Raw genomic sequence first — 21,906 nt, forward strand, 5'->3', positions numbered from 1 at the left:
TGTTGAGGCCAAACCTCAGGCGCGAGCCTCTTCGATGGAGGCTTCGGCGGCTTCGACCACATGCTCAGCGGTGATGCCGAGGTCGATCATGTTCTGTGCGCCGTCGCCTTGCAGTCCGAAGCGCTCGATGGAGATTGGCTTGCCATAGGTGCCGAGGTACTTGTACCAAGGCTGGGCAACGCCGGCCTCGATGGAGACGCGGGCCTTAACGGAGTTCGGAAGCACGGCTTCCTTGTAGTCGTCGTCCTGTTCTTCGAACCATTCCATGGACGGCATGGAGACCACGCGGGCCTTCACACCCTTTCCGGCGAGGGTCTTGGCGCCTTCGACGGCCCACTGAACTTCGGAGCCGGTGGCCATGATGATGACATCAGGCTCGCCGTCGGTGTCGACGAGGACGTAAGCGCCCTTGCGCACACCGTCACGCGCCTTTTCGGCGGTTCCCGGGATTGTCGGCACACCTTGACGGGTGAGAATCATCGCGGTCGGCAACGTGTTCTTCTTTTCGAAGAAGTAGCGGTAGGCCTCGGCGGTCTCGTACTCGTCGGCAGGACGCACGACTTCCATATCAGGCATGGCGCGGAAAGCCGCGAGATGCTCGATCGGCTGGTGGGTCGGACCATCTTCGCCGAGAGCCACGGAATCGTGGGTCCAGACGTAGAGATTCGGAATCTTCATCAGCGCGGCAAGACGCACGGCCGGACGCTCATAATCCGAGAACTGGAAGAACGTGCCGCCGAACGGACGGGTGTCACTGCCCAGCAGAATGCCGTTGGTGATGGCGCCCATGGCAAACTCGCGAACGCCGAAGTGCAGCTGACGGCCATACTTATTGGCTTCGGGCCAGGTACGAGTCTCGTCGGCCTTGGGGCCGAAGGTCTCGGCGCCGTCGATGTCTGTCTTGTTGGAGCCTGCGAGATCAGCAGAGCCGCCCCACAGTTCCGGCATGACCTTGGCGATGGCATTGATGACCTGGCCGGAGGACTTACGCGTGGCGTTCTTGTCGCCGGCGGCGAAGCTCTTCTCGAGCTCGTCGATGGCCTCGTCGAAGCCTTCGGGCAGCTTGTGCGCCTTGATGCGGTCATAAAGCTTGGACTGCTCGGGGTTGGCCTTGCGCCAGGCGGCGAGCTTCTCGTCCCATTCCTTGTGAGTCTCGAGGCCGCGGTCGGCAACCTTGCGAGCGTGGGCAAGAGCCTCTTCGTCGACAGGGAAGTCGACGTCGGGATCGAAGCCGAGGACCTTCTTCAAGCCAGCAACGGCTTCCGGACCCAGCTTGGAGCCGTGCGCGGATTCGTTGTTGGTCTTGCCTGGGGTCGGCCAAGCCATCAGGGTGTCGACCTTGATGAATTTCGGACGATCGGTGACCTTTTCGGCCTTGTCGAGCGCTGCGGCCAGGGCTGCGGTGTCTTCCTTGTAGGAGCCGTCGGGCTGGACGAAGCTGACTTCGTCGGTGTACCAGCCGTAGGCCTCGTAACGCTTGAGGATGTCCTCAGAGAAGGTGAGCTTGGTGTCGCCTTCGATCTGGATGTGGTTGGCGTCGAAGATTACGGTCAGGTTGCCGAGACGTTCGTTGCCGGCGAGCGAGGAGGCCTCCGAAGAGACGCCTTCCTCAACGTCGCCTTCGCCGCAGATGACCCAGACTTTGTGGTCGAAGGGCGAAGTGCCTTCCGGTGCGTTCGGGTCGAGCAGACCGCGTTCGAAACGCTGGCCGTAAGCGAAGCCGACAGCCGAGGCGAGACCTTGGCCGAGTGGGCCGGTGGTCATTTCCAGTCCGGGGGTCAGGCCGACCTCGGGATGGCCTGGGGTGCGCGTGTCGGCGCCGCCGCGGAAGTACTTGAGATCATCGATGGTCAAGCCATAACCGGAGAAGTAGAGCTGGACGTACTGCGTCAACGAGGCATGTCCGCCGGAGAGAATGAAGCGATCGCGGCCATCCCAGTGGGGGTCGTTGGGATCGTGCTTGATGTAATGCTGATAAAGCGTATAGGCGATTGGAGCCAGGGAAATGGGGGAGCCCGGGTGGCCGCTGCCAGCCCGCTCAACCGCGTCCGCGGAGAGCACCTTCGCCATCTTGACGGCGCGCTCGTCCAAATCCGACCAAGTGAAATCGGTCATAGGTTTATACTTTCCTTCCAATATTCCGGATGCCGCAAACACGGCTTATTCCGCGCCGCAGAGCACCCTCACATTGCACTTTCATGCTAACTTTAAGAGCCGACGAAAAGTGAGGTTTTGAACACGTTTGGTATGTTTTGTTATGTTAACGCTCACGTCGGCAAAGCCCCTGAAACTGTTCGAATCCCCTGAGAGTGGAACAATTAGCACTCTCTGGCCAAGAGTGCTAATACTTTGGTATACTCATTAGTAATTAGGTATCGAAATGACCATGGAAGGAGGACCGATGACACAGTCAAGACGCATGCTGGTGCTGAGGGCCGTGGTCGAGGATTACATTCGTTCACAGGAGCCCGTCGGTTCGACGGCTTTGACGCGGGCGCACAACTTGGGGGTCAGTTCGGCGACCATTCGCAACGACATGTCGGCTTTGGAGGAAGAGGGATATCTGATTCAGCCGCATACTTCGGCCGGGCGTATCCCCACGGAACGCGGCTACCGTTATTTCGTCGATCGTCTCGCTTCGGTCGTTCCGCTTTCCGAAGCGCAACGTAGGGGTATCACCACGTTCCTGTCCGGTTCCGTAAGTCTGCCGGACACCTTGCAGCGCGCCGCGCGGCTTCTTGCAAATATCACCGGTCAAGTAGCGGTGGTCTCCTCGCCGGCGCTTTCGAAATCGAAACTTCGCCATATCGAGATCGTCCCGTTGAACGCGGTGACGATGCTCGCAGTTATCATCACCGATTCCGGCTCCGTGGCCCAGCACACCTTTACTTTGAGGGAACTTCCTGGCGCGATTGCTCTGAGCAGGTTCTCCGAGCTCGTCAACGCGCAATGCATGAATATGCCGTTGGTGCAGGCCGCTCGACGCATCCGCACCATCATCAAGGCTCCCGAATACAGTTCGGTGCGTCCGCTGGGGGAGAGCCTGGCCAAAACCGTGGAGGCGATGGCGCACGACGAAGGCACCGGCCAGATGTATATGGCAGGAACGTCCCAGCTTGCCCATCAGCAGTCGCATGCCGACCTTGCACCGTTGTTCGATGCGCTGGAGGAGCAGGTCGTTATCATGCGTTTGATGAGCGATCTGAGCGAGGAGAATGAGGACGTCGGTGTGGCCATCGGTTCGGAGACGAGGACGCCGGGGCTTATCCATGCTTCCGTGGTCTCTTCCGGCTATGGCCGCAGCGAGACCGACGAGCAAAATGATACGGATAATACCGATAGCTACCAACGCAAGGATGAAACCACGCAATCCAGTTCGCATCCCGTCGCTTTCGTCGGTTCCATCGGTCCCACGCATATGGATTATGAGACGACGATCACCGCGGTGCGAGCCGTCGCCAGATATCTGACGGACCTGATAGCCAGTGACGAGGCGGCCTAGTATTCCAAGGCTTATGAAACAATAATTGGCAGAACGTAACATAAACGTATTCGAGAAAATATTCGAGGAATTTCAGTGGCAGAAACAGATTATTACGAAGTCTTGGGCGTCGAACGGAGCGCAAGCGACGAGGAAATCAAAAAGGCCTATCGCAAGATGAGCCGCAAATACCACCCGGACATCGCCGGCCCACAGTATGAGGACAAGTTCAAGGAAGTCAACAACGCCTACGAGGTGCTTTCCGACCCGGACAAGCGCCGTATGTACGATTCCGGCGTCGACCCCAACGATCCGAATGCGGGTGCCGGTTTCGCCTCCGCCGGTTTCGGCGATATGGGCGACATCTTCGGCCAGTTCTTCGGCAACGCCTTCGGTGGCGGCGGACAAGGGCCGATTCCCCGTACCCAGCCGGGCCGTGACGCGCTTTCCAGTACGTCCATCAGCTTGAAGACCGCCGTATTCGGTGGAACTGCACATGTCAAGATCAATACGTTCGGCCTGTGCCCGAAGTGCGGTGGACTCGGCACGGCAAACGGCGAAAAGCCGGTGACCTGCCCGGATTGCAATGGCCAGGGGTCGCGTCAACAGGTCCGTCGCACGATGCTTGGCCAGATGATGACCACCGTGCAGTGCGAGCGCTGCGAAGGCCACGGCACCATCATCGAGCATCCCTGCCCGACCTGCCAGGGACACGGCCGTATCCGCACTTCCCGCGATGTCGGCGTCACCGTGCCCGCCGGTATCGAAGACAACACGCGTCTGCGCCTTGCCAACCAGGGCGAGGTCGGTGAAGGCGGCGGTGCTGCCGGCGACCTTTATATCGATATCCGCATCAAGCCGGACAAGCAGTTCACGCGCGAAGGCGACGACCTGCATTGCTGGATCCAGATTCCGATGAGCTGGGCTGTGCTCGGCCACGACCTCGATATCGATACCTTTGACGGCAAACAGACCATCAGCATTCCCGAGGGCTGCCAGCCCGAAGAAACCGTGTCGATTAAGGGCATCGGTGTGGCGAAGATCCGCAAGCCTGAAGAGCGCGGTGACCTCATTGCGCACGTCAGCGTGCACATTCCCACCAAGCTCAGCGAGGGGGAGAGGAACCTCATTGAGCAGTTCGCGCAGAGTCATGACGCGAATGCCAGCAAGGTCAATCAAAGCGCACGGCCTGCCACAAACAGGAAAGGCTTCTTCGACAAGATCAAAGACGCGCTGCACTAAAACTTCAACAACTTAAGATAAGCCCGGAAACGTACAGCATAGAACGTTAGAACTGGAATTCAAAAAGCACCTTCGTCCAAGACTTTGTACGAAGATGCTTTTTAATTGAGAGTTTGCAACTCAGAACTTTGAGGGGTTGCCTTTAGGAGAGCAACGAACGGCACATAGCGCGGTATTCGCTGACATAGCCGCCGCCGAAGAACACGCAATGGCCGGCGATCGGATAGAGCTGCCAGATGGTAATCCTATCGGGGAAGCCCTTCTTGAGCGGATGCGCTGATTCATAGCCGTCGATGATTTCGTCAAGGAACGGCATACCGAACAGATTGAGCATGGCGAGATCTTCCTCGCGATGACCGCCGTGCGCGGCCGGATCGATGAGCACGGCCTCGGTCTGACCGGAATCGTCGGTCCACATCACGTTGCCGCTCCACAAGTCGCCGTGCACACGCGCCGGCTTGTCCTGTGTGGCTGGACCAAGCAGGTCCGGCAAGGCGTCGATGACTTCCTGCGTCATCTCAAGGTCGTTGTCGTTCAGTTCGCCGCGTTTAATGCCAAGCCTGACCATGGGAAGCAGACGCCCCTCGCCGAGGTAATCGACAGGGTTCGTCCATTTGCCGGTATCCATCGGCACCGGGTCTTGTAAGGGCCCGAAATAGCAGGTTCCGTCGTAACCGGCTGGCGCGGAACCGAAATAATCGGCTCCTGCGTCATGCATGTGCGCCAGCGCTGCGCCGAAATCATGCGCGGCTTTGGGCGTGGGGGAGCAGGAGTTCACTCGTTCGATGTCAAGCCAGCCGTCACCCCAGCCGTAAACGTCGACCACGCGCGGCCCGCCTTGCGATTGGGCCTCGCCCAGCCATTTGAGCCCTCTGCCCTCGCACTCGAAGAATCCCTTTGGCGCGAACGCCCTGCTTTTACGATATTTTGCCATGATGTTACCCTTCGTTTGCTTCCAACAGCTATCGAGAAACTATACAAGTTATTGACCTGTAAATTGCCGGTTCGCTGTTCCGCGGGCATCGGCCTACCCGTTTCAATTGTGTGAGCGATGTGCGACAATCCGCAGTCGTAACACACGAAGTTCCGGGATATTGGGTAGTCTGAACACGTTAGACACGAACCCCAGCCTGTTATTTGGTTCTGTAGGCATACAAAAGCAACATGATTTTATGGCGGGGATACGCATAAAGAGGGATTATGAATTTCTTCCAAGCCATTGTTTTGGGGCTGGTCCAGGCGCTCACCGAATATCTTCCGGTGTCCTCGAGCGCACATATCCGCATCGTCGGCGAGCTGATGCTGCACTCCGACCCGGGAGCCGCGTTCACGGCCATCATCCAGCTCGGCACCGAGCTTGCGGTCATCCTCTATTTCCGCCACGATATCGTCAATATTCTTTCGCACTGGTTCGGCTGCCTTGTCGGCCATAACGGCCAGGATTGGAAATCACGTCTCGGCAAAGGCGACCGCGACGCCACGTTCGGCTGGTATATCATCATCGGTACCATGCCGATTCTCATCGCCGGCTTGCTGTTCCAAAAGACCATCGAAACCACGTTGCGCAACCTGTGGATCACCGTCACCGTGCTGCTCCTCTTCGGCATCCTTCTGTGGATCGTCGACGCGAAATTCCCCGAACGCAAGACCGTTCGTGAAATGAACTGGAAAGAGGCACTGCTTTTCGGCGTCGGCCAGATGTTGGCGTTGATTCCCGGCGTCTCCCGTTCCGGCGGCACCATCACCGTCGGCCGTGCAATGGGCTATACGCGTGAGGATGCGGTGCGTGTGAGCTTCATCATGGCCATTCCCGCAGTCTTTGGCTCGGGCATCTTGGAGGCTGTCAAGGCAGTCGGAGACTACCAAAGCGAGCCGAATTTCCCGGGTTGGGGCGCGACATTGGCTGCGACGGTCGTCAGTTTCCTCGTCGGCTATATCGTCATCATTGCGTTCCTGAAATTCGTGTCGACGTTCTCCTACAAGGCGTTCGCCATCTACCGCATCGTCATCGCCGTCGTCGTCGCGATTCTCCTGATCGCCGGCGTACTTCAGGCCTCACCTGCCGCTGTTGAGGCCGTTTCTTCCATGATTCAACCGATTACAGCGATAATTTGATTCTCAGTCTTCGATGTGAGACAGGAATTCCTCGGCTTCCTGCGCAATCTGGTCGCCTTGAGGCACCGTTCCACCGCTCAACTTGTCAAGCTGCTGGTCGAGATCGTATTTGTCCTCAAGATGACGGATATAAAGTTTCAGGTCGTCGTTGCAGTTGGCGAGTACATCCGCCTGAGCTTTCCACATCACCGATTGCTTCGGCAGGGTCCCGACGTTGAGCTGAACGCCCAGCATCTGCGAAAGCCGTTGCAAAATCTGCAAAGTGCCTTGCGGGCATTCGTCTCCAGCCAGATATTGTGGCACGGAGACCCACATCGAGTTCGTGTCGAACCCTTCCTGCTCGGCGAGCATATCGAGCACGGTGGGGATGCCGACCGGCCCGTCGTATGGATTGCTGCCTTTCTCGCGATTTTCCGAGTCTTTGACGGCACCTCCGCGGATGCTTGATTCGCAGCGTCTCAAGGCGGATTCCTCGACGGGCAGCGGCCGGGTGTGCGGGCAGTCGGCGAACATGGATCCCAACGTTACGATTTCGCTGACATCCAGCTCGTCGGCGATGCGCAGCGAGTTGCGGCAATAATCGATCCAGCGGTAATTGGGTTCGGGCGCAATCTGAGCATAGATATGGGTTCCGGGTGCAACCGTGATTTCATAAAACGTCGTTTGCGGCCAGATGATGCGTGCCTGGCCGCTGACATGGCAGATCATCGGTCGTGCGGATTGCAGGTCGTAATAACTGTCGGTGCGAATGTGCCGGATTTCCCGGGACTCGTAGGAAGCCACCAGATGACGGATTACGTTTGTGGCTGCCTGACTGGCATCGTTCCAGCCTTCGAAGGCGCAAACCATGATGGGCTTCGTTGTTTTCGCATCAGTTGTCATGAGTCCTAATGTAGTTGCTGGAAACCTTGAAATTTGAGGGCTTATGCCATCGGTGAATGAGTTTCATCTACGGGAGTAGAAACTATTGCTTTGATAAATCCTGTGGCAATGCCTAATTAAGTAGGGAATACATTGGTATTCCGCGGCGACACGCAGCCATTTGTCAAATCGGGCAAGAGCATATATAGTTATCTCTCGTGCTTCGGTGAAGGAATCCACAACGGATGAATTCATTGAAAGCTTTGCGGACATAGCTTAGTTGGTAAAGCGCGACCTTGCCAAGGTCGAGAGCGCGGGTCCGAGTCCCGTTGTCCGCTCTAGGTCCGAGGAGTTGTACACGACCTTACGGTGGGTTAGCCAATCGGTTAGGCAGCGGCCTGCAAAGCCGTATAGACGAGTTCGACTCTCGTACCCACCTCGGAAGATGGACGTAAGTCCTGAATCCAAACAACCTGGGCGGTTGGCGCAGAGGCTAGCGCACTTCCCTGACACGGAAGGGGTCACAAGTTCGAATCTTGTATCGCCCACGAGGACCGGAGGAAACTCCGGTTTTTGTTTCATAACCGAATATTAATCGGGTGATTAGCGCAGCGGTTAGCGCACTTCCCTCACACGGAAGGGGTCGCTGGTTCGATTCCAGCATCACCCACTTTCTTTTCAGATTTTCTTTATTTCACGTGTATATCTTGTTATGAGTTATTATTTTTTAAAGACTACATTCTAATGTACTGATCCATAGGTTTTTGGGCTGGGGGATAAGGTATGGCAAGCAATTCGGTGAAGACGGCGCTGTTGGCGAATGTCGGCGTGGCAGTTGCCAAGGGGCTTGCGGCAGTGTTCACCGGGTCTTCGGCCATGCTCTCCGAGGCGGTTCATTCCGTCGCAGACTGCGCCAACGAGCTGGTGCTGATGGTCGGCGGCAAAGCCGCTGCGAGGTCGGACAAGGGCCATCCTTTCGGCCTGTATCGTGCCAAATATCTCGCGTCGTTCCTGGTGGCCACGCTGCTGTTCTTTGTAGGCGGGTGGTTCTCGTCGTCGCAAAGCTTCGAGAAACTTGTCCAACTTACCAACGGTTCCATGCCCAGAAGCGTCGAATCCATCGAATTGCTGGCATCTTTGGCAGTCATCGTCGTCTCGGCATGTCTGGAAGGCTTCGGCCTGCACACTTCCATCCGTGAGGCCCGCGAGCGCATGGAAACGCTCAAAGTCGGCAATCTCAATCTGTTCGCTTTCTGGCGCAAGACCAAAAGTGCGGAACTTGCCTCGGTGATGATGGAGGACACGCTTGCGTTGGTTGGCCTGGTGTTTGCGGGGTTGGGCATCGCCATGGCTCTGGTGACGGGCGACGAGATCTGGGATGCTATAGGCGGCATGTGCGTCGGCGTGATTCTGATTTTGGGAGCCGTTGCGCTCGGTTTCAAATCAGGTTCACTGCTCATCGGTGAGGCGGTGGAACCGGAGATGGTTGCTCGTATTCGTCGTGCCGTTGAAGAAACTCCAGGTGTAGACCGTCTCATTAACATGCAGGCCGTGCACATGGCCGAAGACGACATCTTGCTGTGCTTGAAAGTGCAGACCTCCAAACTCGATCGTGACTATGACGTCGAAACCATCAATAAAATCGAATCAGCCGTACGCCAGGCCTTGCCGTTCTATCGTTTTGAGATCTATGTCGAACCTGACTTATATCGAAAGCCCGAAACAACATGACACGCTGTTCAACCCGCCGGAAGTTGTGTTAATCCAGTCCATCCTGTATATTCAACATCTGTTGTCTTTTGCGGACATAGCTTAGTTGGTAAAGCGCGACCTTGCCAAGGTCGAGAGCGCGGGTCCGAGTCCCGTTGTCCGCTCCATCCCCTTCTTATCGCCTCAGTGCCACGATTTCCGATTTCAATTTATCAAAATCATTCAGAAAATCTTATCATTCTTGATTGGGGTTGGCGGATATGCCTTGCTCGGGCGTAAGACACGGCCGAGCAAAATCAAAGATTTTGCCTTCGCGCTCGATACATCGCGCTCACCGAACCTATGTAAAGCCCACAGGGCTTTCCACTTAACGGTTCGGCCAGGAGCGTCCCGAATAAGGTATATCCCAGAACCCCTGCACAGTAAGTAATCTTGAAGATGCATAGTTATCTTCGTATGTCGGGCATAACCAATATCGTTGGCACTGTTGATTTCCGTCCAGGCCTGCCCCTAGTAACGCGGGCCCTGAAAGCAAAGGACACATAACCATGGCTGAACAAACCATCTCCATCAAACTCAACGGCGAAGCAAGGGAGGTGGAAGCCACGCAGACCGGCACCGATCTTTTCGCCGAAGACAAGAACATCATCGCAGTCCGTTTGAACGGCAAGCCACGTGACCTTTACACCCCGCTTCACGACGGTGACACTGTCGAACCCATCGCTTTGGACAGCGAGGACGGCCTGGCGATCATGCGCCACTCCGCCACCCACGTCATGGCGCAGGCCGTGCAGGAGATTCGCCCGGATGCCAAGCTCGGCATCGGCCCGGCCATCGAAAACGGCTTCTATTACGATTTCGACGTCGACAAGCCCTTCACTCCCGATGATCTGAAGGAAATCGACAAGCGCATGAAGCGCATCATCAAGTCCTCCCAGTCCTTCCGCCGTCGTGTGGTGAGCGAGGACGAAGCCAAAAAAGAAGAGGCTGACCAGCCTTATAAGCTCGAGCTCATCGGCAAGAAGAAGGAAGACATCGACGAGACCGTCGGCACCGAAGTGCCGAATCAGGGCGAAATCACGATGTACGACAATCTTGACCGCGACGGCAACATTGTCTGGAAAGATCTCTGCCAAGGCCCGCATCTGCCCAATACCCGTTATATCAAGGCGTTCAAGCTGGAACGTACCGCTGCCGCCTATTGGCTTGGTGACGAGCACAACCCGTCGATGCAGCGTATCTACGGCACGGCTTGGGCTTCCAAGGAAGATCTGAAGGCTTATCAGGCTCGTATGGAGGAGGCCGCCAAGCGCGACCACCGCAAGCTCGGCGCCGAAATGGACCTCTTCTCCTTCCCGGAGGAGATCGGACCCGGCCTGCCCGTCTTCCACCCGAAGGGCGGCGCGATCATCAACGCCATGGAAGACTACTCCCGCGAGATGCACCGCAAGGCTGGCTACAGCTTCGTGCAGACCCCGCACATCACCAAGGGCGGCCTTTATGAGACCAGTGGCCACCTGCAGTGGTACAAGGACGGCATGTTCCCGCCGATGCACCTGGATGAAGAGGTCGACGAAGACGGCAACATCACCAAGAAAGGCTTCGACTACTACCTGAAGCCGATGAACTGCCCGATGCACAACCTCATCTTCAAGTCCCGTCAACGCTCCTACAAGGAGTTGCCGCTGCGCCTCTTTGAGTTCGGCACCGTCTACCGCTATGAGAAGAGCGGCGAGGTCCACGGGCTGACCCGCGTGCGTGGCTTGACGCAGGACGATTCCCATATTTATTGCACCCGCGACCAGATGAAGGGCGAGCTCAAGTCCATTCTGAACTTCGTGTTGCAGGTGTTGAAGGACTTTGGTCTCAATGACTTCTACCTCGAGCTTTCCACCAAGAACGAGAAGAAGTTCGTCGGTTCAGACGAGATCTGGACGGAAGCGACGGACACGCTGCGCGAGGTGGCCGAGGATTCCGGCCTCGACCTCGTGGCCGATCCGGGCGGGGCCGCGTTCTATGGCCCGAAGATCTCAGTGCAGGCACGTGACGCCATCGGTCGCACCTGGCAGGTCTCGACCATCCAGCTTGACTTCAATCTTCCGGAGCGTTTCAAGCTTGAGTACATCGCCAAGGATGGCACCCACCAGCGTCCGGTGATGATTCACCGTGCTCTGTTCGGCTCCATCGAGCGTTTCTTCGCCATCCTGCTCGAGCACTATGCCGGCGCCTTCCCGGTCTGGCTCGCCCCGGTTCAGGTCACGGGCATCCCGGTGGCCGACGAGTTCGCGCCTCATCTGCAGAAATTCATCGACTCCCTGACTCAGGAGACGGTGCGCTGCGAGATGGACACCTCCGACGATCGCTTCGGCAAGAAGATACGCAACGCCTCCAAGTCCAAGGTGCCCTTCACCTTGATCGTGGGCGAAGACGACGTCAACAAGAACGCGGTGAGCTTCCGCTTCCGCGATGGCAGCCAGCTCAACGGTGTGCCTGTCGAGACGGCCAAGGCCAATATTCTGAAGGTCATCAAGTCTCGCGCTCAGGTCAACAATGCCGACGATTTCGCTCAAGCGACCAAGTAAGAGAAAGCTGCCGAGGGAAGCGTAAGCATGCTCGAAAAACTACGACCACCGTTCAAACGCCTTATCGCCCCGATAGCCAAGCTTTTGGTGGCGATGGGGCTCACGGCGAACGCGGTAACCATTATCGGAGCCGTTGGTACGATTCTCGTGGCAATTGCCACGGGAATCACCGGCTGGCTTATCCCTGGCTCCATACTGATGGCTATTCTCGCGGCATTCGATTCGCTGGACGGCTCGGTGGCGGCATTGACCACGGGAGGTACCAAATTCGGGGCCTTCCTTGATTCCACGCTCGATCGCATCGCCGATTGGGCAGTGTTGTTCGCAGTCGTGCTCTATTTCCTGCTACATGGTGGCATGTCAATCGCTTCCGGTTCCATTGACATGGATGACGTGATTGGCTGGGTCGGCATCGGCGCATCGATGTATGCGATGATGACCTCGTTCGTCACCTCATATGCCCGCGCCCGCGCGGAATCGGTGGGTTATGAAGCCAAAAACGGCATCGCCACCAGAAGTGACCGTTTGGTCATCATCCTTGTCGGCATGCTCTTGAGCGGTATTTTCGGCGACCCGCGGTGGCTCATGGCCTTCATCGTCATTCTCGCGGTGCTGGGTACGATTACCGTTTTCCAGCGTATCTTCGAGGTTCGTCGACAGATGAAAGCCGACGGCGCAATCTGATTGTTGTAAAAAGTCTGTCTCGCATTTTCTTTTACGACTATGTGAGGCAGACTTTTTGCGTATGGCATTCGTTTTATGATTCGGATATCAATATTCGCATCATCTGTTTTATGTAATACTATTTGATGGATGAGTCGCCAATCACAAGGCTCCAACCAAACGTTTGAAAGACCCACGGTAAACATGTTCGATAATTTCCTCGTATTTCTGGCCAAACACCCAAGGATTATCCCTGAACCATTGCTGCGTGGCCTCTTTCTTTTCGCCGCGGATGTGTGCTGGCTGCTGCATATCGGGGGAGTCAAACAGCTGGAACGCAACCTTCGTCACGTTCTGGAGTCGCGTGACGGCAGTGTGACGCAAAAAGACCTTCGCAAAGCAAGCCACCGCGGCATGCGTTCCTATTTCACCTACTTTGCCGAAGCAATGACCGTCGGAGGGCAAACCGACGAACGACTTCTTGCCCGTGCCAGGCCGATCGGGCCGGGGCTGCCGATTTGCAAGGAACTGGTGCATGACAATCCGGGCAGTGCGCCGATGGCCATCAGCCATCAGGGCAATTGGGATTACGAAGGGTTCCTGGCGGCCAACGTCCTTGCGCCGGTGACAGTGACAGCGGAACGACTTAAAAATCAAAAGCTGCTCGATACCTTCATCGAGATTCGCAAGCGTATGGACATCACCGTCTTCCTTACCGGCCAACCGCATCTTATCGAGAAACTCGAAAACGCGCTGGCCAAGCCGCACGTCCTGGTTCCGTTGCTTGCCGACAGGGATCTCAGCCGCCATGGTGAATTCGTCCACGCTTTCGGTTCCACCATCCGCGTGGCGCGTGGGCCGGCCACGCTGGCGCTGGACACCGGCAAGCCTTTGTTCGTCGTAAACATGTTCCGTGAAAAACTACAGGGAGAAGCACGACGCAGGGCAGGCATCCGCTACGGGTACGTTGTCGATATCAGCGCGCCGGTGGATATTGACCGGTTCCGCGGCCTGCCGCGTGAAGAGGCCATCCATGCCATCAGCCAGGCGTGGGTCGACGTATGGAGCCGCGACATTTCCGCGCACCCGGAGGATTGGCACATGCTGCAGCCGATCTTCATCGAGGACCTGGATATCTCACGTCTCAAGGACGTTCCAGACGAAGTGATGGAAGAACTCAAGCAAATCAATGGAAACCGGCAAAAGCGATAACCCGATACAATCAACGAAAACCACAACGTGATTATTGTCTCTATAATGATTGAACTGGAAACACACGTCGAAATACCGAATCTATGGCAGAATAAAGAATCATGTCCTATGTAGAAAACGATGGAACCAACCAGCGCCCGGACCCGCTTCACGGTCGGAAACTGAATGTCGGCATCATCTCGCCGTATTCGTTCGAGACGCCTGGAGGAGTGCAGTTCCATATCCGCGATTTCGCAGAGGAACTGATGAAACGCGGCCATAAAGTGGAAGTGCTGGCTCCGGGCCGACGCACCAGGGACATGCCGCTTTGGGTGACTACCAACGATTCCTCGTTTTCCATTCCCTACAACGGTTCCGTCGCACGCCTGAGCTATTTCGGCTTCGTCGGGCCGCGCACCCGGCGCTGGGTAAAACAGGGGCATTTCGACATCGTCCATCTGCACGAACCCGAATGCCCATCATTGAGCCACAAACCCCTGACGATGATTCATCATCCGCCGTTCGTCGGGACGTTCCATGCCGCTTTTGACCCGTATCCGTTTGTTTTGCGGTTTTTCCAAGGGTATTTGAAGCAATATCTCTCGCCGCTTTCCGCAGGCATTTGCGTTTCCGATGCCGCCAAGCAGGTGGTTGACCATTACGGTCCGCGCAATATCGAATACGACGTCATTCCCAACGGTATCAACTGCAGGTTCTTTGCTACCGCCCAGCCCAAAGCGGCTTGGCAGGGCACTGCGGAACGACCGACCATCGGCTTTCTCGGGCGCATGGGGGAGGCCCGCAAGGGATTCTCCGTGTTCGCCCGCGCCGCAAACGATATCATCAAGCGTTATCCCTCTGCGCGTTTCCTTTGCGCTGGTACAGGGGAACAGGATGCCTTGAAGATTCTCGGCAAGGTCGACCCAAGCGGAACGTTGGCCAAGCGTTTCGAATTCCTCGGGCGAATCAGCGACAAGGATAAAGCCCGGTTCTACCAATCGCTGGATGTCTACGTCGCCCCGCAGACCGGGGGAGAAAGCTTCGGCATCGTACTGGTGGAAGCCATGGCCGCTTCGTGCGCGGTGGTTTCCAGCGACCTCGACGCCTTCGCGGCCGTCGCACAGGACGGCGACGATGCGGCGTTGTTTGCCAACGGTGATGGGCATGATTGTGCCCGGCAGATAATTTCGCTGCTGGACAATCCGGAGCGTCGTGAGCACTTGCGGCAGGCGGGCTTTGAACGTTCCAAACGATATGACTGGCCTGTAGTGGCTGATCGGGTTTTAGAAGTCTATGCCCGCGTATTGTCGTGAAACCGCTTTAAAATTGTTACGTTTAACGTATTCGTATACCTGCTAGGAGCAATATGTCAGGGCATTCCAAGTGGGCGACCACTAAAAACAAGAAGGCCGCCATCGATTCGAAGCGCGGCAAGCTGTTCGCCAAACTCATCAAGAACATCGAAATCGCAGCACGTCTGGGCGGCGGCGACCCCGACGGCAATCCGACGCTGTATGATGCCATTGTCAAAGCCAAAAAGTCCTCGATGCCGTCCGACAACATCAAGCGTGCCATCAAGCGCGGGTCCGGTGCTGAAGCCGGTGCCGCCAACTACGAGAGCATCACTTACGAAGGCTATGCGCCTGCCGGCGTGGGCCTGATCATCGAGTGCCTCACCGACAACCGCAACCGTGCGGCCGCCGAAGTGCGTTCCACGCTGACCAAGGGTAATGGCTCGCTGGCCACTTCCGGTTCTGTGAGCTTCAATTTCGAGCGCAAGGGCCAGATCGTGGTGCCTTCCGAGGGGCTCGATTACGACAAGCTCTTCGAGCTGGCTGCCGAAGATGGTGCCGAGGACGTGCGCGACGAGGACGAGGTCTACGTTGTCGTCACCGCTCCCGAAGACATGGTTGCGGTGCGCGAGGCACTGCAGAAGGCTGGCATCGACTATGATTCCGCCGATTTGGTGATGATTCCCAAGACCGAGGTTGATTTGAGCCTTGAGGATGCACAGAAGGTTTCCAAGCTCATCGACAACCTCGATGACCTTGACGATGTGCAGAACATCTACAGCAACTGGACCGCCTCGGACGAAGTTATGGCCCAGCTCGACGAGGAATAGGGAGTAATCCTACTGTGATTATTCTTGGCGTCGACCCCGGGCTTACCCGCTGCGGGGTCGGTGTGATCGAAGCCGACGCATCGCGCCGGCTTTCTTTTGTTCACGTCGACGTCGTACGCAGTGATCCGCATATCTCGCAGGACCTGCGTCTGCTGGCCATCTACAATGGGCTTGCGGCGAAAATCGACCGGTTCTCGCCTGATACGGTTTCCATCGAACGCGTGTTTGCGCAAGAGAACCGCAACACCGTACTGGGCACCGCTCAGGCCGCGGGACTGGCCATGCTGGCTGCCGCTCAACGCGGTATTCCCGTGGCCCTGCATACGCCGACCGAGGCGAAGATGGCCGTTACCGGCAACGGACGGGCAGAAAAGATTCAGGTGGAACGTATGGTCGCGCGCATTCTGAACCTTAACAAAATTCCAGAACCGGCCGATGCCGCCGATGCTTTGGCTCAGGCGATATGCCATGCGTTGCGTCCTTCCGGAGCGCTTCAGGGCGGGGAACGCGAGCAGCATCTGACCCTTGCCCAACGTCAATGGGCGCAGGCCCAGCAGCATGCCAAGAAACGCCATAGCGTCGATAGGGGCATGTAAGCTATCGAACAGATGTTCGAACGGTGAATTGGCGAGTTTCTTCGGTTGTTTGGCAGTGGGCTCGTCTCTTTCTATTTCGGTTCATCGGCAAATGAAGACTTTGTTTTGGCTGTTAGGTTGTAATGGCGAATTTTTGCAGCGGGAGTGACGAATGATAGGAATGCTCAACGGAAGGGTTGAAAGCGTCGGCAACGACTCCGCCCTGATCGACGTCAACGGCATCGGCTTCGAAGTGCGTATGCCTGCCGCTGAGCTTTCCGCCCTGCATTCCGGCCAGGAAACCAAGGTCTACACTTCGCTCAACGTCTCGCAGGATGCCATTGCGCTGTATGGATTCCTCTCGCAATCCTCAAAACGAATGTTTCTGCAATTGCAGAAGGTCAGTGGCATCGGTCCGCGTGTGGCGTTGTCGTTGCTTTCGACACTTCCGCCGGACAAGCTCGCGAAAACCGTTATGGACGGAGACGCAGCAGCACTGGCAAAGGCTCCGGGCTTGGGTAAAAAAGGTGCGCAAAAAATCATCCTTGAATTGCGTGGTTCCATCAACCTTGACGAAATCGAAAGCGGTCGTGCCTCGACTGAACCTGAATATGACACTGGCACTACGGAGGTCATCGAAGGTCTCGTTTCCTTGGGATGGCGGGAAAATGACGCGGCTCATGCTGTCACCAAGGTCTGCAAAGACAATGGCATCGAGACTCCACTGGAGAATTCGGATATTCCCAAAGTTCTGAAACTGGCATTGACATCTTTGGATCGGGGGCGCTAAATCATTATGGCAGAGACCAACGGACCACAATCCAATAAGGGAGTCGACGAGCAATCGTTGCGCATGATTTCCTCCGAACCCATCGGCAATGAGCCGGTCAGCGATGAGGAACTTCGCCCGCGAGCACTGGAAGGCTTCATCGGCCAGCCGCTGTTGAAAGCACAGCTACAGCTCTTCCTCGATGCCGCAAGAAAACGCGACGTGCCACCGGATCATATCCTGCTCGCCGGCCCTCCAGGACTTGGCAAAACGACATTGGCGATGATTGTGGCCAACGAGCTGCAGGTGCCCATTCGCGTCACTTCTGGCCCGGCGATTCAGCATGCCGGCGATTTGGCATCGATTTTGAGCTCTCTCGACGAAGGTGAAGTGCTCTTTATCGATGAGATTCACCGCTTGCCGCGACCTGCAGAAGAGCTGCTGTATATCGCGATGGAGGATTTTCGTGTCGATGTGATGGTCGGCAAAGGGCCTGGCGCTTCATCTATTCCGTTGACATTGCCACGATTCACCGTTATCGGTGCCACTACGCGTGAAGGCATGCTGCCCTCTCCGTTGCGTGCACGTTTCGGCTTTACCGCTCATCTGGATTTCTATCCGCATGAGGAACTGGAGCGACTGATTGAGCGCAGCGCAGGCGTGCTCGGCATCAATCTGGCCGACGGCAGCGCTCAGCAGCTTTCCCTGCGCAGCCGCGGCACACCGCGTATTGCGAACCGTCTGTTACGGCGTGTCCGCGACTGGGCAATCGTCCACGACCTCGATGAGATTGGGCCGGATGACGTCCAGGCAGCACTTGAGCTCTATCAGATTGATTCGGAAGGCCTTGACCGGCTTGATCTGGCGGTTTTGAATGCCATCGTCAAGAATTTCGACGGTGGCCCGGTCGGCCTTAACAATCTTTCGGCAATGGTAGGCGAGGAATCCGAAACGGTGGAAACCGTTTGCGAGCCGTATCTGGTGCGTGAAGGATTCCTGGTGCGTACTCCGAAAGGAAGGGTCGCGACGCAAAAAGCGTGGCAACATCTGGGCTTGACACCGAAAGATGATGTCAACAAGTTATTCTAAAATCCGATACGGTAGGTATGTAGATATCAGCGAGTTTGGCATCTTCAGCAAGTCCGTATGTAACGTTTCGTCCGATTGGAGTTCCCTGTGAGTGGTGGCAATTCGATCATTCTTTTCGTCTTTATTATCTTGATGGTTGCCCTGATGTGGTGGCAATCGCGCAAATCGAAGCAACAGCAGCAGAAAGTCCAGGATTTCCGCACTTCGCTGCAGCCTGGTGAGTTGGTGCAGACCATCGGAGGCATCATCGGTAAAGTCGTTTCCGTCGATACCAAGTACGAAGAGATCGTCATCGATTCCGAAGGTTCGAAGATGCGTTTCATTTTCCGTGCCATCAGCAAGAAATATGAGCGTCCGGCCTACATCGATGATGACGAAGTGGACGAAGACGGCAACCCGATCGTCAACGACAATGAAGATTCCGCCGATGAGGCAGAAGATGTCAACGCCACTGAGAGCCAGACATCATCATCTGACGATCAGGCACAAAAGCCGTTTGACGGCGATAGTGAAACCGACGAGACGGAACCAACCCCGGATGACGATGAGGAACATACGGATGACGCTTCTGCCGAAGATTCTTCCAAGGAAGATGCTAAGGCTGAAGAAGACAGCGGGAAAACCAAGTAATTCCTCGTTTATAGTTGTGGGGTCTAAACGAAAATAAGGCCCTAAAATTCAGTAATCAATGGCCACTAGGCAGTAAGGCTTGCTCATGACACAATCGGATATCACCATCACAGAGCTCGGCAAGGTCGGTGCAGAGGATGCACAATACATGGCTTCGCTCATTCGCACCATTCCCGGTTTCCCGAAAGAGGGTGTGCTGTTCCGTGATTTCATTCCGGTGCTTGCCGATGCACGCGGATTCTCTATCATGATCAAGGCGCTTGAATTGGCACTGCCGGTCCCTGCGGATTCCTTTGACTATATCGCCGGCCTGGAAGCTCGCGGATTCCTGATTGGTCCGCCGCTGGCAGCCAAACTTGGCAAGCGTTTCCTCGCGGTGCGCAAAGCCGGGAAACTGCCTCCTGAGACCATCGGTGAAAGCTATTCACTCGAATACGGTGAGGCAAAGGTCGAAATCGAAAAAGAAGCGGTCAAGCCTGGCGACAAAGTGCTGATTGTCGATGATCTGATTGCTACGGGTGGCACAGCAAAGGCGGCTGCAGACCTGATCGTCAAGGCAGGTGGCGAGGTCGTCGGTTTCAGCTTCGTGATGGAGCTTATTGGTCTTACTGGGCGCAGTGATCTAGGCGATATGCCAATCAGCTCATTGGTCACCATGCCAGCCTGACGCTGATTGTCAGTTGTCTAAAGCACAGGTTGAATGAGCATTTATCGGATAAGAGGGTTCCATGGATCTTTATGAATATCAGGCACGGCAGCTGCTTGCGGAACAAGGCATCGATACTCCCAAGGGGATATTCGCCCAGAATTCCCATGAGGTTGCCGAGGCGGCTGACGAAATCGGTTATCCGTGCGTCATCAAAGCGCAGGTCCGCACCGGACATCGTGGTCAGGCAGGCGGAGTGAAGCTCACGAAAACGCAAGATGAGGCTATTCTTTCCTCCGAGCAGATTTTGCCGATGACGATTCGCGGTCACAAGGTCAACGGCGTTCTGGTAGCCGAGGCCAAAAACGTGCTCCATGAGTATTACGTTTCTATTTCACTCGATCGGTCCTCCCGTGATTTCGATGTTCTTGCGACGGCCAACGGCGGCACCGAAGTCGAGGAAATCGCGAAGGAACATCCTGAATCGGTCAAGCGTTTACATATCAGTGCCCTGCAGGATTTCGACTTGGATGCCGCCCGTAAAATGGCAGAATCCATTGGTTTTTACCATGCCGACGTCGATCAGGCCGCAGATGTGCTTTTGAAGATGTGGAAATGCTTCAAAGATAACGACGCGACTTTGGTCGAAATCAATCCTCTGGCTAAAATCGGCGATCCGGATGATGAATCTTCAAAGAAGCTTTGTGCACTCGATGCCAAGATTTCCCTTGACGACAACGCCGCATTCCGTCATGACGGGTGGCAGCGTTTTGCCGACACCACCCACACCGATATGTTCGAGGAACGCGCTAAAGAACACGGGCTGCATTACGTGCATCTGAAAGGCGAAGTAGGCGTCATCGGCAACGGTGCAGGTTTGGTGATGAGCTCGCTCGATGCCGTCTCCGGCGCAGGAGAGGATCAGGGAACCGGTGTGAAACCGGCGAACTTCCTAGATATAGGCGGTGGGGCCTCATCAGAAGTCATGAGCACCAGTCTTTCCATCGTGCTCTCCGACCCGCAGGTCGAATCAGTGCTCGTCAATGTTTACGGCGGCATCACCGCATGTGATGAGGTGGCCCACGGCATCCTCGAAGCACTCGAGAAACTGAATGTTTCCAAACCGGTTGTCGTCCGTTTCGACGGCAACGCCGCAAAGGTCGGCCTCAAGATACTCGAAAACGCACATAATCCCAACATCCACGTCAGTGGCACCATGGAGGAAGCGGCACAAGAAGCCGCAAGGCTCGCCAAGCCTGCTAAGGAGGCCACGAAATGACACTCTTCATCAAAGACAATGCCCCGGTCATCGTTCAGGGCATGACCGGCCACCAAGGCATGACCCATACTGCCCGTATGCTCAATGCCGGTACCAACATCGTCGGCGGTGTCAATCCCCGTAAAGCCGGCAAAAACGTTTCCTTCCATATCGATGAAACCGACGATGATATCGCGGTCCCGGTCTATGCGACCTGTGATGAGGCCAAGGAAGCCACCGGTGCCAAGGCAAGCGTGATTTTCGTTCCTCCACGTTTCGCAAAAGACGCGATGCTGGAAGCCATCGAAGCCGGGATCGGTCTGATTGTCGTCATCACCGAAGGTATTCCCGTGGCCGACACGGCTTATTGCGTCGAACTTGCCTTGCAAAAAGGCATTAGGATCATCGGACCCAATTGCCCTGGCCTACTGAAACTTCCTGAGGCCAGTGATTCGGACGACAAGGGCATCAATCTTGGCATAATCCCTGACGGCATCGTTTCTTCAGGACCGCTTGGTCTGGTTTCCAAATCCGGTACGTTGACCTACCAGCTGATGGGTGAACTCTCCGACATCGGTTTCACCGCTTGTATCGGAGTGGGTGGAGATCCCATTGTTGGCACGACGTTGGTCGAAGCTTTGCAGCAGTTCGAAGCTGACGATGCTACCAAAGCTGTCATCATGATTGGCGAAATCGGCGGTAACGCCGAACAGGACGCCGCAGCTTGGGCCAAGGAACATATGACCAAGCCAGTCGTCGCCTATATCGCCGGATTCACTGCTCCCGAAGGCAAGCAGATGGGTCATGCCGGCGCCATCGTTTCCGGAGGCAAAGGGACCGCTCAGGATAAGAAGGAAGCGCTTGAAGCCGCAGGAATTCCGGTGGGCAGGACCCCCGGCCAGGCGGCACAGCTGATTCGCAAGATGGTGGACGGCGGTACTTCCAAGGCATGAGCAAAAACCAGCGGCCATG

The 21,906-nt window shown here is 56.2% G+C and carries 19 protein-coding genes and 5 tRNA genes; 21 read left to right on the forward strand and 3 right to left on the reverse strand.

The features are described from left to right. Positions 1–15: 15 nt before the first annotated feature. Positions 16–2,115, reverse strand: a complete 2,100-nt coding sequence (tkt, locus tag OZX72_RS04670; RefSeq protein ID WP_277159239.1) for a transketolase — start codon at positions 2,113–2,115, stop codon at positions 16–18. Positions 2,116–2,401: 286 nt separating this feature from the next. On the opposite strand from tkt, the gene hrcA reads away from it, so the two are divergent. Both hrcA and dnaJ read left to right on the forward strand, forming a co-directional pair. Beyond that, positions 2,402–3,502, forward strand: a complete 1,101-nt coding sequence (hrcA, locus tag OZX72_RS04675; RefSeq protein ID WP_277159240.1) for a heat-inducible transcriptional repressor HrcA — start codon at positions 2,402–2,404, stop codon at positions 3,500–3,502. Positions 3,503–3,577: 75 nt separating this feature from the next. Beyond that, positions 3,578–4,723, forward strand: a complete 1,146-nt coding sequence (dnaJ, locus tag OZX72_RS04680) for a molecular chaperone DnaJ (protein ID WP_277159241.1) — start codon at positions 3,578–3,580, stop codon at positions 4,721–4,723. 142 nt (positions 4,724–4,865) lie between these two features. Here the strand turns inward: dnaJ and OZX72_RS04685 are convergent, their stop codons facing one another. Then, on the reverse strand, positions 4,866–5,657 hold the full coding sequence (locus OZX72_RS04685; RefSeq protein WP_277159242.1) for a fructosamine kinase family protein: 792 nt from the start codon (positions 5,655–5,657) through the stop codon (positions 4,866–4,868). Positions 5,658–5,923: 266 nt separating this feature from the next. Here OZX72_RS04685 and uppP point away from each other — a divergent pair, with 266 nt between their 5' ends. Further along, positions 5,924–6,838, forward strand: a complete 915-nt coding sequence (uppP, locus tag OZX72_RS04690) for an undecaprenyl-diphosphatase UppP (protein WP_277159243.1) — start codon at positions 5,924–5,926, stop codon at positions 6,836–6,838. Positions 6,839–6,841: 3 nt separating this feature from the next. On the opposite strand, the gene OZX72_RS04695 is transcribed toward uppP, so the two are convergent. After that, entirely contained in the window at positions 6,842–7,720 is an 879-nt protein-coding gene (locus tag OZX72_RS04695) for a PAC2 family protein (RefSeq protein ID WP_277159244.1), read from the reverse strand. 244 nt (positions 7,721–7,964) lie between these two features. Between OZX72_RS04695 and OZX72_RS04700 the strand changes: the two genes are divergently transcribed. The 18 genes from OZX72_RS04700 (at position 7,965) to sucD (ending at position 21,887) form a co-directional block, all read left to right on the forward strand. After that, positions 7,965–8,037 (forward strand) — tRNA-Gly (locus OZX72_RS04700). A 30-nt stretch (positions 8,038–8,067) separates the two neighbouring features. Then, positions 8,068–8,138 (forward strand) — tRNA-Cys (locus tag OZX72_RS04705). A 36-nt stretch (positions 8,139–8,174) separates the two neighbouring features. Further along, positions 8,175–8,247, forward strand: a tRNA-Val gene (locus OZX72_RS04710). Positions 8,248–8,296: 49 nt separating this feature from the next. Next, positions 8,297–8,369, forward strand: a tRNA-Val gene (locus tag OZX72_RS04715). A gap of 113 nt (positions 8,370–8,482) precedes the next feature. Continuing rightward, positions 8,483–9,430 (forward strand): cation diffusion facilitator family transporter, encoded by a 948-nt coding sequence (locus OZX72_RS04720; RefSeq protein WP_277159245.1) that lies wholly within the window; start codon positions 8,483–8,485, stop codon positions 9,428–9,430. A 70-nt stretch (positions 9,431–9,500) separates the two neighbouring features. Beyond that, positions 9,501–9,576 (forward strand) — tRNA-Gly (locus tag OZX72_RS04725). A 381-nt stretch (positions 9,577–9,957) separates the two neighbouring features. After that, entirely contained in the window at positions 9,958–11,991 is a 2,034-nt protein-coding gene (thrS, locus tag OZX72_RS04730; protein ID WP_277159246.1) for a threonine--tRNA ligase, read from the forward strand. 27 nt (positions 11,992–12,018) lie between these two features. Beyond that, positions 12,019–12,675 carry a CDP-alcohol phosphatidyltransferase family protein gene (locus tag OZX72_RS04735; RefSeq protein WP_277159247.1) on the forward strand — a complete coding sequence of 219 codons (657 nt, stop codon included), beginning with the start codon at positions 12,019–12,021 and terminating at the stop codon, positions 12,673–12,675. A 183-nt stretch (positions 12,676–12,858) separates the two neighbouring features. Then, complete coding sequence (locus OZX72_RS04740; protein WP_277159365.1) at positions 12,859–13,866, forward strand: phosphatidylinositol mannoside acyltransferase; 1,008 nt, start codon at positions 12,859–12,861, stop codon at positions 13,864–13,866. 101 nt (positions 13,867–13,967) lie between these two features. Then, complete coding sequence (locus OZX72_RS04745; protein WP_277159248.1) at positions 13,968–15,158, forward strand: glycosyltransferase family 4 protein; 1,191 nt, start codon at positions 13,968–13,970, stop codon at positions 15,156–15,158. A gap of 53 nt (positions 15,159–15,211) precedes the next feature. After that, positions 15,212–15,967: a YebC/PmpR family DNA-binding transcriptional regulator gene (locus OZX72_RS04750; RefSeq protein ID WP_277159249.1), complete on the forward strand. Its 756-nt coding sequence runs from the start codon at positions 15,212–15,214 to the stop codon at positions 15,965–15,967. Between the two features lie 14 nt (positions 15,968–15,981). After that, a complete protein-coding gene (gene ruvC, locus OZX72_RS04755) occupies positions 15,982–16,563 on the forward strand; it encodes a crossover junction endodeoxyribonuclease RuvC (RefSeq protein ID WP_277159250.1) in 582 nt (193 codons plus the stop codon). Between the two features lie 151 nt (positions 16,564–16,714). Continuing rightward, positions 16,715–17,332 (forward strand): Holliday junction branch migration protein RuvA, encoded by a 618-nt coding sequence (ruvA, locus tag OZX72_RS04760; protein ID WP_277159251.1) that lies wholly within the window; start codon positions 16,715–16,717, stop codon positions 17,330–17,332. Positions 17,333–17,338: 6 nt separating this feature from the next. Continuing rightward, a complete protein-coding gene (ruvB, locus tag OZX72_RS04765; RefSeq protein ID WP_277159252.1) occupies positions 17,339–18,400 on the forward strand; it encodes a Holliday junction branch migration DNA helicase RuvB in 1,062 nt (353 codons plus the stop codon). Positions 18,401–18,532: 132 nt separating this feature from the next. Beyond that, a complete protein-coding gene (locus tag OZX72_RS04770; RefSeq protein WP_348519673.1) occupies positions 18,533–19,030 on the forward strand; it encodes a preprotein translocase subunit YajC in 498 nt (165 codons plus the stop codon). An 85-nt stretch (positions 19,031–19,115) separates the two neighbouring features. Continuing rightward, entirely contained in the window at positions 19,116–19,697 is a 582-nt protein-coding gene (locus tag OZX72_RS04775; RefSeq protein ID WP_277159254.1) for an adenine phosphoribosyltransferase, read from the forward strand. Between the two features lie 61 nt (positions 19,698–19,758). After that, positions 19,759–20,955 (forward strand): ADP-forming succinate--CoA ligase subunit beta, encoded by a 1,197-nt coding sequence (gene sucC, locus OZX72_RS04780; protein ID WP_277159255.1) that lies wholly within the window; start codon positions 19,759–19,761, stop codon positions 20,953–20,955. Beyond that, positions 20,952–21,887, forward strand: coding sequence for a succinate--CoA ligase subunit alpha (gene sucD, locus OZX72_RS04785; protein WP_277159256.1), 936 nt, complete (start codon positions 20,952–20,954; stop codon positions 21,885–21,887). Before sucC ends, sucD begins: the two co-directional genes overlap by 4 nt. Positions 21,888–21,906 lie beyond the last annotated feature (19 nt).

It is taken from the genome of Bifidobacterium sp. ESL0769, from assembly GCF_029395495.1.
In the GTDB taxonomy this organism is placed as follows: domain Bacteria; phylum Actinomycetota; class Actinomycetes; order Actinomycetales; family Bifidobacteriaceae; genus Bifidobacterium.